Source organism: Burkholderia sp. PU8-34 (genome assembly GCF_053427725.1).
This window is the reverse complement of the sequence record NZ_JBSAXC010000001.1, coordinates 724718-739068: the sequence shown is the minus strand read 5'-3', so window position 1 is coordinate 739068 and position 14351 is coordinate 724718. Positions and strand designations below refer to the sequence as shown.

16 protein-coding genes and 1 pseudogene are annotated in these 14351 nt (G+C 66.1%); 5 read left to right on the top strand and 12 right to left on the bottom strand.

Annotation, left to right across the window (positions count from 1 at the left end; translation table 11 throughout):
* Window positions 1-22: 22 nt before the first annotated feature.
* The 6 genes from ACV22Z_RS03365 to ACV22Z_RS03340 all read right to left on the bottom strand — a co-directional run bounded on the left by ACV22Z_RS03365 (window position 23) and on the right by ACV22Z_RS03340 (window position 6766).
* Entirely contained in the window at window positions 23-940 is a 918-nt protein-coding gene (locus tag ACV22Z_RS03365; protein WP_448074881.1) for a LysR family transcriptional regulator, read from the bottom strand.
* 138 nt (window positions 941-1078) lie between these two features.
* Window positions 1079-2296, bottom strand: coding sequence for an MFS transporter (locus ACV22Z_RS03360; RefSeq protein ID WP_448074880.1), 1218 nt, complete (start codon window positions 2294-2296; stop codon window positions 1079-1081).
* 179 nt (window positions 2297-2475) lie between these two features.
* Window positions 2476-3078 carry a hypothetical protein gene (locus tag ACV22Z_RS03355; RefSeq protein ID WP_448074879.1) on the bottom strand — a complete coding sequence of 201 codons (603 nt, stop codon included), beginning with the start codon at window positions 3076-3078 and terminating at the stop codon, window positions 2476-2478.
* A 796-nt stretch (window positions 3079-3874) separates the two neighbouring features.
* Entirely contained in the window at window positions 3875-4369 is a 495-nt protein-coding gene (locus ACV22Z_RS03350) for an SRPBCC family protein (protein WP_448074878.1), read from the bottom strand.
* A 111-nt stretch (window positions 4370-4480) separates the two neighbouring features.
* The gene (locus tag ACV22Z_RS03345) at window positions 4481-4780 is read right to left on the bottom strand and encodes a 2Fe-2S iron-sulfur cluster-binding protein (RefSeq protein WP_448074877.1); all 300 of its coding nucleotides are present in this window, start codon (window positions 4778-4780) and stop codon (window positions 4481-4483) included.
* Between the two features lie 93 nt (window positions 4781-4873).
* Window positions 4874-6766, bottom strand: coding sequence for a sigma-54-dependent Fis family transcriptional regulator (locus ACV22Z_RS03340; RefSeq protein WP_448074876.1), 1893 nt, complete (start codon window positions 6764-6766; stop codon window positions 4874-4876).
* A 203-nt stretch (window positions 6767-6969) separates the two neighbouring features.
* Here ACV22Z_RS03340 and ACV22Z_RS03335 point away from each other — a divergent pair.
* Together ACV22Z_RS03335 and ACV22Z_RS03330 are read left to right on the top strand one after the other, a co-directional pair.
* A pseudogene (locus ACV22Z_RS03335) lies at window positions 6970-7244 on the top strand (DUF2964 domain-containing protein).
* Window positions 7245-7486: 242 nt separating this feature from the next.
* On the top strand, window positions 7487-7774 hold the full coding sequence (locus tag ACV22Z_RS03330) for a DUF1488 domain-containing protein (RefSeq protein WP_448075158.1): 288 nt from the start codon (window positions 7487-7489) through the stop codon (window positions 7772-7774).
* A 207-nt stretch (window positions 7775-7981) separates the two neighbouring features.
* Here the strand turns inward: ACV22Z_RS03330 and ACV22Z_RS03325 are convergent, their stop codons facing one another.
* The 3 genes from ACV22Z_RS03325 to ACV22Z_RS03315 are packed head-to-tail and all read right to left on the bottom strand — an operon-like array spanning window position 7982 to window position 9744.
* A complete protein-coding gene (locus ACV22Z_RS03325; RefSeq protein WP_448074875.1) occupies window positions 7982-8821 on the bottom strand; it encodes an MBL fold metallo-hydrolase in 840 nt (279 codons plus the stop codon).
* Between the two features lie 16 nt (window positions 8822-8837).
* Window positions 8838-9164 (bottom strand): hypothetical protein, encoded by a 327-nt coding sequence (locus tag ACV22Z_RS03320; protein WP_448074874.1) that lies wholly within the window; start codon window positions 9162-9164, stop codon window positions 8838-8840.
* Window positions 9165-9177: 13 nt separating this feature from the next.
* A complete protein-coding gene (locus ACV22Z_RS03315) occupies window positions 9178-9744 on the bottom strand; it encodes a sugar ABC transporter (RefSeq protein ID WP_448075157.1) in 567 nt (188 codons plus the stop codon).
* 165 nt (window positions 9745-9909) lie between these two features.
* Between ACV22Z_RS03315 and ACV22Z_RS03310 the strand changes: the two genes are divergently transcribed.
* Entirely contained in the window at window positions 9910-10794 is an 885-nt protein-coding gene (locus tag ACV22Z_RS03310; RefSeq protein ID WP_448074873.1) for a LysR substrate-binding domain-containing protein, read from the top strand.
* Window positions 10795-10930: 136 nt separating this feature from the next.
* On the opposite strand, the gene ACV22Z_RS03305 is transcribed toward ACV22Z_RS03310, so the two are convergent.
* On the bottom strand, window positions 10931-12232 hold the full coding sequence (locus ACV22Z_RS03305) for an NCS2 family permease (protein ID WP_448074872.1): 1302 nt from the start codon (window positions 12230-12232) through the stop codon (window positions 10931-10933).
* Window positions 12233-12566: 334 nt separating this feature from the next.
* On the opposite strand from ACV22Z_RS03305, the gene ACV22Z_RS03300 reads away from it, so the two are divergent.
* Both ACV22Z_RS03300 and ACV22Z_RS03295 read left to right on the top strand, forming a co-directional pair.
* Entirely contained in the window at window positions 12567-12761 is a 195-nt protein-coding gene (locus tag ACV22Z_RS03300; protein WP_448074871.1) for a hypothetical protein, read from the top strand.
* Window positions 12762-12974: 213 nt separating this feature from the next.
* Window positions 12975-13253, top strand: a complete 279-nt coding sequence (locus ACV22Z_RS03295; protein WP_448074870.1) for a hypothetical protein — start codon at window positions 12975-12977, stop codon at window positions 13251-13253.
* Between the two features lie 164 nt (window positions 13254-13417).
* On the opposite strand, the gene ACV22Z_RS03290 is transcribed toward ACV22Z_RS03295, so the two are convergent.
* Window positions 13418-13792 carry a DUF2917 domain-containing protein gene (locus ACV22Z_RS03290; RefSeq protein ID WP_448074869.1) on the bottom strand — a complete coding sequence of 125 codons (375 nt, stop codon included), beginning with the start codon at window positions 13790-13792 and terminating at the stop codon, window positions 13418-13420.
* A 251-nt stretch (window positions 13793-14043) separates the two neighbouring features.
* The gene (locus tag ACV22Z_RS03285; RefSeq protein WP_448074868.1) at window positions 14044-14331 is read right to left on the bottom strand and encodes a hypothetical protein; all 288 of its coding nucleotides are present in this window, start codon (window positions 14329-14331) and stop codon (window positions 14044-14046) included.
* Between the last annotated feature and the right edge of the window lie 20 nt (window positions 14332-14351).

The following is a 14351-nucleotide window of genomic DNA, read 5'->3' as shown; positions in this document are numbered from 1 at the left end:
CCTTTCCGTCGCGATGTGCGGTTCAGTCTTCCGCGCAGGCGGCGCGCAACGCGCGATCCAGGAAGTCCAGCATCGCGCCGACCTTTGGCAAGCGTTCCCGATGACGTGGCCAGATCAGACTGATGGGCAATCCCGTCGTCGCGAATGCGGGCAGCACGTCGACCAGTTCGCCGTTGCGAAGCGCATCGCGGATCATCCAGGTCGCCAGTTGCGCGACCCCGTACCCGGCCTTTACCGCCTGGATCTGCGCTTCGCCGCTGCCGACGACGATCCGGCCGTTCATGGTCCGGCGTTCGGCCTGTCCATCCGGCCCGGCCACGATCCACGGACTCACGCTGCCGTCCGCGCGGCCGTAGGTCACGCAATCGTGCTGCTCGAGATCCGCCACGTCGCGAATCGCCGGACGTTGCTTCAGATAACGCGGCGCCGCACAGAAGACCACGCGCTCCTGACCAATGGTCCGATGCGCAAGCAGGCCTGAGGGTGGGGCGACACTGCCGATCCGCACGGCGAGATCGATGCCTTCCTCGACCGGATCGATGAAGCGGTCGGTGAACGACGTGTGCAGCTTCACGCGCGGATGACGCTCGGCGAAATCGAGCAGCAGCGGCAACACGTGCAGGTGGCCGAACGTCACCGGCACGTCGACGCGCAGGCGGCCCGCCGGTTCGGTGTGCTCGGCGGCGAGATCGATTTCGGCTGTTTCGAGGTCCGCCAGGATGCGCGTGCAGGTGCGATGGAACGCTTCGCCCGCGCCGGTGAGGGCAAGGCGTCGCGTCGTGCGCTCGAAGAGCCGGGCGCCGAGCCGCGCCTCCAGTCGCGCGATGCTCTTGCTGACCGCCGAGGTCGTGAGATGGAGCCGTTCCGCAGCGGCCGTGAAGCTCCCGGCTTCGGCAATGGCGACGAAGACTTCGATGCCTTTGAGACGCTCTGTCGACATTGACACTGGCGATAGGGTGAACGAGGGCTCAATTGTCCATGCAATTCCCGCCGTTCTGTGAAAATGCATTTCGAAAGAGGCTCGGCGCGTCCGAGGCCATCTGCCCGTAGTACGATGACGCGCGCAGGGGGCGTGGCGCTACTGCCCGGCAACGCCCGGCGAGCCGAGGCCGGCATCGAAGCGCGCCTGCCGGCGGCGGCCGATGATGACGGCGAGCAACGTGGCGGACAGCGTGGCGAACAGCGCGATTGCAGCGGCGACGTATCCGATGTCGGCGAGCGTGCTGCGTTCGATCGTGTATCCGCCGACGATCGCGCCGAGGCCGATGCCCGCGTTGGCGGCGGACACGTTCAGCGTGCCGGCCAGCGCTTGCGCATGCGAGGCGGCTTTCATTACGCGCACCTGGCAGACCGGGTAGAGCGCCGTATACGCGACGCCCCATACGGCCATCGCCGCGCCGAGCCAACCGGGTGCGGACGCGAGCGACACACTCGCAGCCATGCCGATTGCCAGCAGCAGCGAGAAGACGGCGGTTGCGCCGGCCGGATGGCGATCGACGAAACGCCCGCCGAGCCAGTTGCCCGCGAGCCCGACCGCGCCGAAGCCCATCAGCCACCATCCGACCTGCGCGGGCGGCACGTGCGCGACGCGTTCCAGCAGATCCGCGAGATAGGTGTAGGCGGTGAACATGGCGGCAAACACGACGACCGACAACGCGACGTTCGCGACGAAATGCCGATCGCAGAGAATGCCGAGCTGGGTCGCGATGCGCATTCTTTCCGGCCGCGCGAGCGCGGGCGTGAACGCCGCGAGGGACGCGGCCATCACGAGCGACAGCACCGCGAGTCCGCCGAACGCGCCGCGCCACCCGATCGCGTTTGCCGCAACGGTGCCGAGCGGGATGCCGAACAGCGTGGCCGCGGCAATCCCGAGATAGACCTGCGACACCGCGCGCCCGGCCCGCTCGGCGCCGGCCAACTGGCTCGCCGTTTCGCTCGCGGTGCCCCAGAACACGGGCAGCAGCAACGCCGGGATGAAGCGGGCGATGGCGAGCACCCACGGATTCGGCGCCAGCGCGGCGAGCAGGTTGGCAGCGGCGAAGACGAACAGGATCGTGACGAACAGGCGCTTGCGCTTGACATGCGACAGTGCCGCAGTCAGCAACGGGCCGAACAGCATCACCGTGAACGCGAACAGCGTGACGAGCTGTCCGGCAGTTGAAATCGAAATGCGGAGGTCGCGCGCGAGCGCGGGAAGCAAGCCGACGATCAGGAATTCGGTGGTGACGATGACGAATGCGGAAATCGCCAGCAGCGCGATGGACAGGGTGCGGGGCGGAGCAGCGAGGTCGGGCATGGGATACGGGCTCGTGAGGCGGGAGGGCCTCATAGCGTATTCACTGCCCGGAGTCTTATCTTGGGTGAATATTCATCGCTGTGTTGACGGCGAGGAAACAATCGCACAAGCCGAAGCGCGGCTTGTGCGACAACGGGATGCGTACTGCTGCGGGCAGTACGCATCCCCGGTGTCGGCGATCAATAGGCCGCGACCTCTTCGGTATTGTGACGTTCAACGGGCTTCCTGGATTTCGCCAGCGCCGTGATGAACAACATGGCGGCGATTCCGCCAGCAATCAGTGCCGGGTAGGCTGCCAGGATCTGGAACAACGAATACTTCCAGCTCAACGGGCGCCCAACGCCCAGCATTGCCGCGTAGAACCACGAGACTGCGGAAACCACGCCCAGGAAAATGGCAACCATGCGTCGTTCAAAGGAAAGCTTCAGCAGGGATCCTGCTTTCTGCAGTGCCGGGAGGACCGTGGAGTGCAAAGCGATACCGTTGAAAGTCAGCAAGGCGACGATGGCAATCTTGGCCTGCAGTTTGGGATTGTGGAGATACGTGAGCCCTTGAGTCCGCATATCGAACGCAATGATCGCAATGCCGGTGACCCAAAGCACCATCAGCGCCAGCGTGATGGTGCGCTGCAGACTGGGCAGGTGGACCTGGGCAAGATCGGCGGGCGCGTCAGAATCCAAAAGCCGTTTGACCATCGCAATATCACTGGTCAGCACGAGACCAATCGAGACACAGCAGGCGATGAGGTGAACAAAGACGATTCCCATCCGTACGAATTCCATTTTCTGTCCTCTTTCCTTTCGCGCGTTGCGCAAAGTTGATTGATACCGATCGAAAGTCGGGTTGAGTCTCCCAAATGTATTGATAGGAGTGCGATACAAATAACTTGATTCGACCGTGTCCAACCCAGTCACGCGGGCGTCAGTCCGGCATGACAGGAACCACTCGGCGAGCCCGCTACGGCGCGCCGGGTCCTGATGGGTTGCATGTAGTCGAAACGATACTCAGTACGAGTTCAACCGCTTGATCAAGTTCGCACGACGTGCGGACTTGCAGTGTCGGATGGCTGGCCATCCAGGTATCCGGCATGCGTTGATATGCAGAATGAAACATCGCCCAACTGCCGGATGCCGCCGGACGACCTGCAAAATTTACGGCAGGTGGCCTCGACGAATCAACCCGACTTGTTACGAAATGCAAAGAGGGTTACGAGCGAGAAATGGGGGCGGCGAAGGGACCGACCCGGACGGGGTTCCCGCGATCAGGAGTGCGGCGTAGTGTCGCCATTTCGATTGGGGCGCAGATCGACGAGCCGCTCCTTTTACATTTCCACGGAAAATGCTGAAGGGGTCGCAGGCGACAATGCACGTCGCGAAATTATCATATGTGGAATGGAGCAATTTCGGCTGATCAAAGGAGCATCGATTTTTCAGACGGAATGCCAACCGTATCTCGATGCGACGCGCGAACACCAACTCGGCCGGCTGCCAACGAAGCGAGCCTTGCCGTACGCGTCGCGATTTTGGATCGATATTTCCACGTCGGCGGGCGGCATGATGCCACGCCGCCGTCCGGATCTCACGCGTGCTTCGCCAGATACTTCCGGATCAGCATCATCTGCGCGGTCCACCCCTGGTCGTTCATTTCGTAAGCCTTCGCGCGGCGCTCGGCGAACAGCGCGTCGAAACCGGATTCGGTCAGCGTCAGCCGCGTTCCGTCCGGCTGTTCGTCGAGCGCGAACGTGACCAGCGTCATCGGCTCGCTCGAATAGTCGATGGATGGATTGATCGCGAACGGATGCCAGCGGAACGAGAACAGTCGTTTCGGCTCGACGCGGTCGATGACGATTTCGAATACCGCGCCGGCATACGGCTCTTGCGCCTTCGCGATGTCCGCATCGACGGTCGTCGGCGTGATCCGGCCGAACAGCCGCTGGCCGGCGACGAACGGCCCGTCGAACGTCACGCCGAACCACTTGCCGAACTCGCCGGCATTGCTGACGGCCTCCCAGACGCGGTCCAGCGGCGCGGGCAACAGGGTCTGCTTTTCGATGCGATCGGATTGCTGTGTCATGACGCCCTCCATGGGTGCGTTTATCCACTGCGATTGTGCGACGCGCGGCACAGCGGCGCGTTACCCTTCATGCCCGACAGGCCGATGCGGGACGGACAGGCGCGGCGCACATCAGAGCATGACCGCGTCCGGCACGTCGATCACGACGTCCGACGTCGCGACCGCGACGCACGGCAGCGTATAGCCGTCGGCCTTTTCCTCGCGGCTCAGCCCCGGCCATTCGATCGTATAGCGTACGCTGCCGCTGACGATCCGGCACAGGCACGTGCGGCACGTGCCGTTGCGGCACGAACGCGGCAGCGACACGTGTGCGAACGCGGCCGCTTCGAGCAGCGTCAGCGAGTCGGGCGCGTCGAAGCTCACGCCGAGCGGCTCGATGCGCACGAGAGGGGGGCGTTCGGAATCGGTCATGTGGGAAAAAACGGCGGATCGGTCACGGCAAGCCGCCAAGCATACCCGAACCGGTCCGCCGCGGCCCGCCGGCCGCGGCGGGCCCGAGGTCCGTCAGTGCCGGCGCAGATGCCGGTACACGGTGTTGCGCGCGAGCCCCAGCTCCCGCGCGGCCGCCGACACGTTGCCGCCGTGCCGCTCGAGCGCCGCGCCGATCACCGCCGCCTGATGATCGAGCAGCGTCGTTGCTTCGGCCGCCGCGTCGCTCGCGTGCGGCTCCGCGCTCGGCACGTCGCAATCGAGCCAGAAATCGTCGGGCAGGTGCGCGAGCGCGATCTCCGTCTCGTCCTCGGCCAGCATGCCCGCGGTGCGCAGCACGTTGGTCATCTGCCGCAAGTTGCCGGGCCAGCGGTGGCGCGCGAACGCGTCGAGTACGTCGGGCGCGACCCGGCGCGGCATCGGCTCGCTGCGCGCGAGCCGCTCGAGAATGCGTTCGACGAGCACCGGCAGGTCGGCGCGCGTCGCGAGCGGCGGCAGCGTCACCGCGAGCCCGTTGATCCGGTAGAACAGGTCCTCGCGGAACGTGCCGGCCGCGATCATCGCGCGCAGGTCGCGGTGCGTCGCGCAGACGACGCGCACGTCGACCGGCACCGCACGCGCTCCGCCGAGCGGCATCACCGCGCGCTCCTGCAGCACGCGCATCAGCCGCACCTGCTGCGCGAGCGGCATGTCGCCGATCTCGTCGAGAAACAGCGTGCCGCCGTCGGCCTGCGCAATCTTGCCGGGGCTGCCGCGCTTGCGCGCGCCGGTGAACGCGCCGTCCTCATAGCCGAACAGCTCGGCCTCGATCAGCGAATCGGGCAGCGCCGCGCAGTTGACCGCGACGAACGGGCCGTCCGCGCGCGGCGACGCGTGATGTAGCGCGCGGGCGAGCCATTCCTTGCCGGTGCCGGTCTGGCCGAGGATCAGCAACGGCAGGTCGCGCCCGCGGATCTTCGCGACCCGCTCGAGCACCGCGGCCATCCTCGCGTCGCCGGTGTCGAGCGTCTCGAACGTGATCGCGTCGGGATCGGCCGGGCGCGCGCGCGTGGCCGGCGCGGCGGGCGGCGTGACCGCGACCGCCGTTTTCTGCGCATCCGCGAATTCGCAGCGCGCGAGCACGCGCACGCCGCTCGACAGCGTGAGCCGGAACAGCGCACCGGGCGCGCGGGCGGCCTGCTGCGCGAGCATCGCGAAGCGCATCCCGAACAGCGCGTCGCAGCCTTGATGTTGCAGCGCGTCGAATGGCGCGCCGAGCTGGAATTGCGCGCTGCGGTTCGCGGCGATCAGCCCGCCGTCGGGCCCGAATGCCACCAGCCCCGCGAACAGCGAATCGACGCATTCCTCGTGCGCGTGAAAGCGCACGCGCAGCGCCTCCGCGCACTGGTTCGCGAACAGGTGGTTCTCGATCAGCTGCGCCGACATCCGCACGAGCGCGAGCGTATGCGGGCTGAAGCCGCGCGGATCGCCGCTCACGTCGAGCGTGCCGAGCGTGCGTCCGAACGGATCGACGATCGGTGCGCACGAGCAGGTCAGGATGTGGTTGGCGCGCAGGAAGTGTTCCGACGCATGCACGGCGAGGGCCTGGCCCGACGCGAGCGCGGTGCCGATCGCGTTGGTGCCGCGTGCGCCTTCGGCCCACGACACGCCCGGACACAGCGCGACGCGGTTGGCTTTCTCGATGAAATCCGCGTCGCCGATGCTGTGCAGGATTACGCCGTCCGAGTCGGTCAGCAACACGAGGCTTTGCGTGTCGGCGATCTGCGCGTGGAGGTCTTCCATCACCGGGCGCGCGTGTGCGAACAGCGCGTGATGGGTGTCGATCAGCTCGCGCAGCGCAACACGCGACAGCGGCGAGAAATCGGGCAGCTCGTCAGTGCGCAGCCCGACCGCTGTCGAACGGGCATGCGCCTGCGCGAGCAGGTCGATGCGGCCCGCGGTGGCGGGCAGCACGGAAGATTGAGGCATCACGTGTCTCCAGTCGGCCCGGGTTGGCGCTTCAGCGCTTGCTCGGGTCCCATGCAAATCCGAAGCCGTCGGCGGGGTGCGTTCCCCGCTCGCAACGCGCATCCGGTGCGCATCCGGCTGCGCAGGTACGCCTCATCATACAAGCGCGGCACGCGATGTGCGACCGGGGACAAATTCCGCTTGCTTTTGGGCAGGCGCCTGCAATGATGGAAATGGAGCACGCACGCGCCGTGTTCCGCATCGCAACACGCATGCGACGCGACATGCATCCGTTCGGAGACGGATCATGGTTCGTACGGAACTGAGGGTCGTACTGGCGGCAATCGCCACCTTCGTCATGTTGGGCGGCATCGCGGTCGCGATCCACGGCCTCCTCTTCGATCTGGACGACGCGCTGCGATACGGCGCTGCAGCGATCGCGCTGGGCATCACGACAACCGCGATCGCCCTCAACGTGTGGCCGCATGACCCGCATTGACGCCGGCCCGGCTCCGGTGCCGGATCACGCATTGTGCTGACCAAACCCGCGTCGGAATGACGCGCGCCGCAAAATTTGCCTCCTGCGCGAAACCGTCTAAAGTGAATGCAACCGGTGTGCATTGTCCGCGCCATATTTCCGCGGGCGTGCAAGGCCGGTCAGCCCGCGAACACAATCGTCCGGCCGGTGGCGGACGACGGACGCGGTCATTCATTTTCTACCGGACGGTTGAGGCGGCTCCCATGCAGATCAATTTCCCGAACGAGGCGCCCGAGTATTCGGGGCGTGAACTGACGCTCGCGTTTCCGGCGTTGGTCAATGGCGAGCGCGTTCAATGCCACATCACCGCCGAGGCGATGGAAGACCATTTCGGCGCGGCGTCGCCGCGCTTCGAGGATATGGTCGGCGCGTTCGACATGCACCGCGACCGCATCGAGGCAGCGGCGCGGCGCCTGCTGTCGGAAACACGCGCGCAATGCGTGACGCTGCGCAGCGGCTACGTGCGCTTTTACGAGGCGAACTGGCGTTGACCCGACTAGCCGGGCAGTGATCGAGCGGGCGCCATTGCAGTGCATGGCGCCCTCGTCGTATTGACGGTATCGATGGTATCGGCGGTATCGGCGCGGCCAGGGCATATGCGTGCGCGGAGAGCGATTGCCCCGCGGCCGCGACCGTGCGCCATGGCCGGCTGCGAGGCTGCGCCTGTTTTTCTGCTTGTTCCCTTGCCGGTTTCCCCTTCAAGGCGCGGCGACGATCGCGTAGGCGTCGTGCGTGCGCGTGATGCGTGCAAAGCCGGATGCGGCGAGGTGCATGCCCGCAATCAGCAGATTCCCGGCACTGGCTTCGGCGAACAGCGTCGCGCGCGTCGCCGACGCGCGCGACGGATCGTGGTCGAACGCGATCGATACGTGCGGCCGGGCCACCTGGATCGGCGCGAAGTGGACGACATCGCCCCAGATCAGCAGACGCTCTCCGCGCGACTCGACGAGATAACCCGTATGCCCGGGCGTATGTCCCGGCAGCGGCACGGCCGCAATGCCGGGCAGCACCTCGCCTGCGTCGACGGTGCGAAGGGCCGTGCGATACGCATCGAACACCTGCCGCGCGATCCGGAAATTGCCCTGCGCGCGCTCGCTGGCGCGCGCAAATGATTCGTCATCCTGCCAGAAGTCGATTTCCCGCTGGTGGACCACCAGTTCGGCATCGGGGAACGCCGCGCGGCCGAGCGTATCGATCAGCCCGCCGACATGGTCCGGATGCGCGTGCGTGAGCAGGATCGTGTCGATGTCGGTCGGCGCCACGCCGGCGAGCGGGAGCGCCGATTTCAGCCGGCCACCCCAGTTCCGGATGCCGCCCGCGCCGGCATCGACGAGGATCGTGCGGCCGTTGCCGCGGATCACGTAGCAGTTGATGTTCACGACGGACGGATCGGGCACGCCCGCGTCGCGCAGGATGCGGGCCGCGTCGGCCGGATCGATGTTCGAGAGCAGGTCGAGGCCGGCCGTGAGCATTCCGTCGCTGATCGACGTGACGGAGAATTCGCCGATCTGCCGGCTCGGGAAAGGGAAGGCGCACATGGGCAATCTCCGGGTATCAATGGCGCGCATGGATGTGTGGCGCGGGGTAGCCAAAACAGCGGATGCGGGCCGTGCATCCCGTGTGCTGCCGGATCGCGTCGTCCAGCGCGTCGAGGAACCGGTCCATCACGTCGGGCGTGCGGAACGCCTCGAGCCGATAGCGGATCTCGACGTAGACCGGGTGGCCGCGCCCGTGGCCGACGCCGACGTAGATCACATGGACGTTGTCGGGCGCGGCATGCAGCACGCGGGTACAGAGGTCGTTGCACGCGGCGGTGAGCCGCGAGCGCGCGTCGTTCGGCGGCATGCGTTCCGCCGCGATGAAGAACGTGACGTTGGGCATCGGCGTGCTCCGTTTATCGTGCGGCCGGGGTGGCAGGTGCGGCAGGTGCGGCAGGTGCGGCAGACGTCCGCACGAGCTGCGGGCCCATCGGCGCGTAGAGCCGGATTGCGCCGGACGCATCGGCGGCGCGATGCGCGGCGTCGCGCGCCAGTACGGCCAGCCATCGCTGCGCGGGACGCTTGTCGAGCGCGATGGCGTGCAGGCTCGACGGCGTGAGGCCCAGCCGCGCCAGCGGGGCGGGATCCGTATCGCAGACCGCGAGCAGCGCGGGTGCCGTTACCGCGGGCGCCGCGCCTGCGTGGTCGTATACGTTGCGCCGCCAGTCAGTGATGTGCGGCTGCCAGCGGGCGAAGTTGCCGCCGCCGTTGTCGCGATACTCGGCGGAGCCGAGCACGTCGGGCGCGTCGATCGTGTGCAGCGCCAGATAGCGCGGGCCTGTCCCGCCCAACGCGCTGAAACGCTGCGACGTGACGAAACCGGATACCGAGATGAGGGCCGGCAGCTTGACCCGGCTGTAGAAGTCATTCCATTCGGCCTCGGAGGCCGGATCGGCGAAACTGCATTCGACCGTGTAGATCATGGTGGTGTCCTCGTGGGGAAGCGGGGCAGCCAACGCGCTGCCACTCGACGGGTTGATGTTTTGTCATGATAATCACGTGAAAACGCACTGAAAAACGACGATTCGTCACCCTTCGATGACATTTGATCAAGCTGCCGCAGGCATCGTCCGGCGAGGAGAAGCGCGATGCGACGCAGGATTCCCAGCAATTCGGCCTTGATGGCGTTCGAGGCTGCCGCACGGCACGGCAGCTTTGCGCGCGCGGCCGACGAACTCGCGTTGACGGAAGGCGCGATCAGCCGGCAGATCGGCCGCCTTGAGGCGTTCCTCGGCATCGTGCTGTTCGAGCGTATCGGCAATCGCGTGCGGCTCGCGCCGAACGGCGCGCGTTACGCGGCACAGGTGCGCGACGTGCTCGATCGGCTGGAGCGCGAGTGCCAGTACATGATGGGTCAGCCCGGCGACGGCGGCAGTCTCGACATCGCGGTCACGCCGACGTTCGCGACGCGCTGGCTGATCCCCCGCCTGAAACGGTTTCACGACCGGCACCCGAACATCACGGTGCATTTCGCGGAGCGGGCCGACCCGTTCGTCCTGCCCGACAGCGGTTTCGACGCGGCAATTCATTTCGAGCATCCGGCGTGGGCGGGCATGCATACGCATCGGCTGCTCGAGGAGGTGCTGGTGCCGGTTTGCCATCCGTCGCTGCTCGCGGGCGCGCCGCCGGAGACGCTGCTGGATGCGTTGCCGCGCCTGCACAAGCGGCAGACGCCGGATGCGTGGTCGCAGTACGTGCAGGAGACCGGGTTGCCGATTGGCAATCCGGCGGCGGGCGCGCGCTACGATCTCCATTCGATGCTGATCGCCGCTGCGCTGGCGGGGCTCGGCGTGGCGCTGGTGCCGCGCCTGTACGTCGAAGCCGAGATCGCGCAGGGACTGCTCGCCGCGCCCTGGCCGGACAGCCGGCGCGTCGCGAAGCGCTTCTGCCTCGTATTGCCCGAGCCGCTGGATCTCGGCGACGGACCGTTGCAGACATTTGCGCGCTGGGTGCTCGGCGAGGCCGGGGTGTGACTGTCGTCTGCCCGTGCGCATGGCGCGATGCGCGGCGGCGGACGCTCGATGCCGCATGCGGGATGCTCGCGAACAAAAAAACGCCACCCGAAGGTGGCGTTTTTTGCATCATGCGGAGCGACGCGTCATGCCATGCTCATTCGCTGCCGAGATAGAAGAAGCGGAACAGAAACACCGCGGCGATGATCCACACGACCGGCTTGACCTGGCGTGCCTGGCCCGTCAGTAGCTTCAGGCCGGCGTACGAGATGAAGCCGAACGCGACACCGTTTGCGATCGAGTACGTGAACGGCATCAGCAGCGCGGTCAGCGCGGCCGGCACGGCTTCGGTCGCATCGTCCCACGGCACTTCGACCATCTCGCGCAGCATCAGGCACGACACGTACAGCAGCGCGGGCGCGGTCGCGTAGGCCGGCACGACGCCCGCGAGCGGCGCGATGAACAGGCACGCGAGGAACAGCACCGCGACGGTGAGTGCCGTCATCCCGGTGCGGCCGCCGGCCTGCACGCCCGACGCGCTCTCGATGTACGCGGTGGTCGACGACGTGCCCAGGACCGAGCCCGCGACGATCGCGGTGCTGTCGGCGAGCAGCGCCTTGTTCAGGCGGTCCATCTTGCCGTGGACGAGCAGGCCGGCGCGGTTCGCGACGCCCATCAGCGTGCCGGTCGCGTCGAACAGCTCGACGAGGAAGAACACGAGGATCACGTTGATGATGCCGGTCGACAGCGCGGCACCGATGTCGAGCTTGAACAGCGTCGCGTCGATCGACGGCGGCGCGGAGAACACGCCGTGGAACTGGTTGTCGCCGAAGAAGAACGACAGGATCGTGACACCGAGGATGCCGATCAGGATCGCGCCGCGCACGCGCAGGTGGTCGAGCGTGACGATCGTGAAGAAGCCGATGATCGCGAGGATCGTGTCGTGCTTGTGCAGGTCACCGAGCGTGACGAGCGTCGCCGGGTTGCCGACGATCACGCCCGACGTCTTCAGCGAGATGATGCCGAGGAACAGGCCGATGCCCGCGGTGATCGAGATGCGCAGCGATTTCGGAATGCCGTTGACGATCGCCTCGCGCACGCGGAACAGCGTGACGATCAGGAACAGGCAGCCGGAGATGAACACCGCGCCGAGCGCGGCCTGCCACGAGAAGCCGAGGCCTTTCACGACCGTATACGCGAAGTACGCGTTGAGGCCCATGCCGGGCGCGCACGCGATCGGGTAGTTCGCATACAGCCCCATGATCAGCGACGCGAGCGCTGCGACGAGGCAGGTCGCGACGAATACCGATTCCTTCGGCATGCCGGCGTCGCCGAGGATCGCGGGGTTCACGAAGATGATGTAAGCCATCGTCAGGAACGTGGTGACGCCCGCGAGTATTTCGGTGCGGAAGTCGGTGCCGGCTTCTTCGAAGCCGAAATACCGCTTGATGGATTCCATGTAGGCGTTTCTCCGGTCGGGTTGTCGTGTTGCTTGTCGAGTCGAGTTGTTGTATGCGCGGCCAACCATGCACGGCCGGCGTAATGTAACCAGCCACTAATGTCGGGCTATCGGCGGATTGTAATAGCCGGGATAGGTTGGACGATATAGTCGCGGGGCGCGATCGGCGGACGGCACGGCCAGATTGACTGCGGGGCCGCGCGGCGGCGCGCATTTTACCGGTTCGGGCGGGAATGGCGGCGAAAAGCAGGGGGAAGCGGGGGAAGCGTGGGGAATCGGTAGCAAGCGGCTGGCGACACATGCGCCGCGGCGTGTTGATCGCATCGACATGCGGATGAAACGCAACGCCCGCATGCTGCACAAAAGCCGTGCACGCATGCGGCGCAACATCACGCATGCAGCGCATGCGGGCGCGGACCGATGCATTCGTCAGTCCACCAAGGCGCGGGCATCGGGCTATGCTGCTCCGAAGCCGTTCCGCGCGCAACTGTCAAATCGTGCTGCAGTGCGGACTGTGGTTTCTGTGTAAAAGATTGCAAGACCGGATCGCGTTAACCGGCAACTCTTTCTAGGATAGATACACCGCGCACACACGTCGGGCCGATCGCTGCCGATGCGGGGGAATCGACGGCCCGTGCAGTGCCAAGGCGTGAAGTGTGGCGGCGGCCGTTGCGCGTACGGGCAAGCGCGCGGCCGATTGCGATTGCCCGATGCGGGTTTGTCCGTTTTTACGGAGGTCAGCATGCTGAACTGGATCAGCCGTTGGGCGATGCGGCACGCCCCTACGCCAGAAAAAACCGCTGCGTCGATGCTCGTCACTGCGCGCATGGAACTGTTCACTGCCGAGCAGCGCGTCATCGATGCGAAATTACAAGCGGATTACTGGCGCACGCGCGTGTCCTTTCTCGAGGAGGTGCAAAAGCAAGGCATCGATCCTTGGGTGAGCGCGCAGGCATCCCAACGTCCTGAGTTCGAAGCCAGTCCGCGCGGCACCGGCCCGCGTCTCGCCGCCAGCACCTGATGTCCGCGCGCGGCGCGCGATCGCTCGCGGCACGCGCCGGCGTGCCGCGTCATTCGCCGCGCACCTGCGATGCGATGCGTCGCAGGTGCGCGCATTTCGTCACGCCGTCACGCGCAGCGCGCTTGACGGCGTTCGTATCACGTCCGATCGTCAACGCCTGTCCGTCACGCCCGACTTCGCCAGATGCCGCACATCATGTGCTGCACTTGCGCGAGCGCGCGCCGTAATCGCATGCCGCGCTGCAGGTACGCGGTCGTGATCGACGCCTCGACCGGGCAGTCGGCATCCGTGCTCACCCAGATGCGTTCGCCGCGCGGGATGCGCAGCACGTCGCCGGGCCGCATCCAGTAATCGTCGACACTCGTCTGGCGCGTCAGCCACAGCGACGCATCGTGCACGCGGATCTCGGCATCGCTCGGCGCGCGCCACGTCAGCGTCTTGCGCGGCGCGACGGCGAAATGAATCACGACTCTCGGCAACGCGATCGCGTCGGCGCGGCGCAGATCGGGACGAACAAACAGCGGGCTGGCTTGGTCCATCGTCATCTCCATTCGTTGAGCCGGGCGGATGACGCGCACCAAAACAAAAAAGCCTCATCCGTTTCCGGTGAGGCCTTGTGTGACATGCGGTACTGCTGTCGATGCTAACGCACAAGCGCCCCCGGTGACTCGCCCCAATGGGCGTTCACTCGGCGATTAATCGCGATGGCGATGAGCTTGAACGTAGGCATGCGAACGAGTTTGTCGTGCAGGCGTGGCGTTGTCAACGAAAATTTCGAGATACGTGTGGATCACGCATCGCGTTGCGCGAGCGCGTTCACGAGCAGTTCGGACAGCAGGCCGGTCATCCCGTCCGGATGCGTCGCCGCGCGTACCTTCAACTGCTCGACCAGCTCCGCGTTGAGCTTGCAGGCGAACGGCACGAGCCCTTGCTCCTGGTCGAGCTTGCGCTGCGCGCGGCGGTCGAGCTTCGCCGCTTCTTCGGCGCCTTTGCCGAAACGCGCGGAGCTCGACTGCTTCATCGAGTGCGTCAGCTTGAGCGCTTTGTTTTTCTCGAGATCGGTTTTCTTCATGGCCATCGCGGCACCTCCGGGGAAAT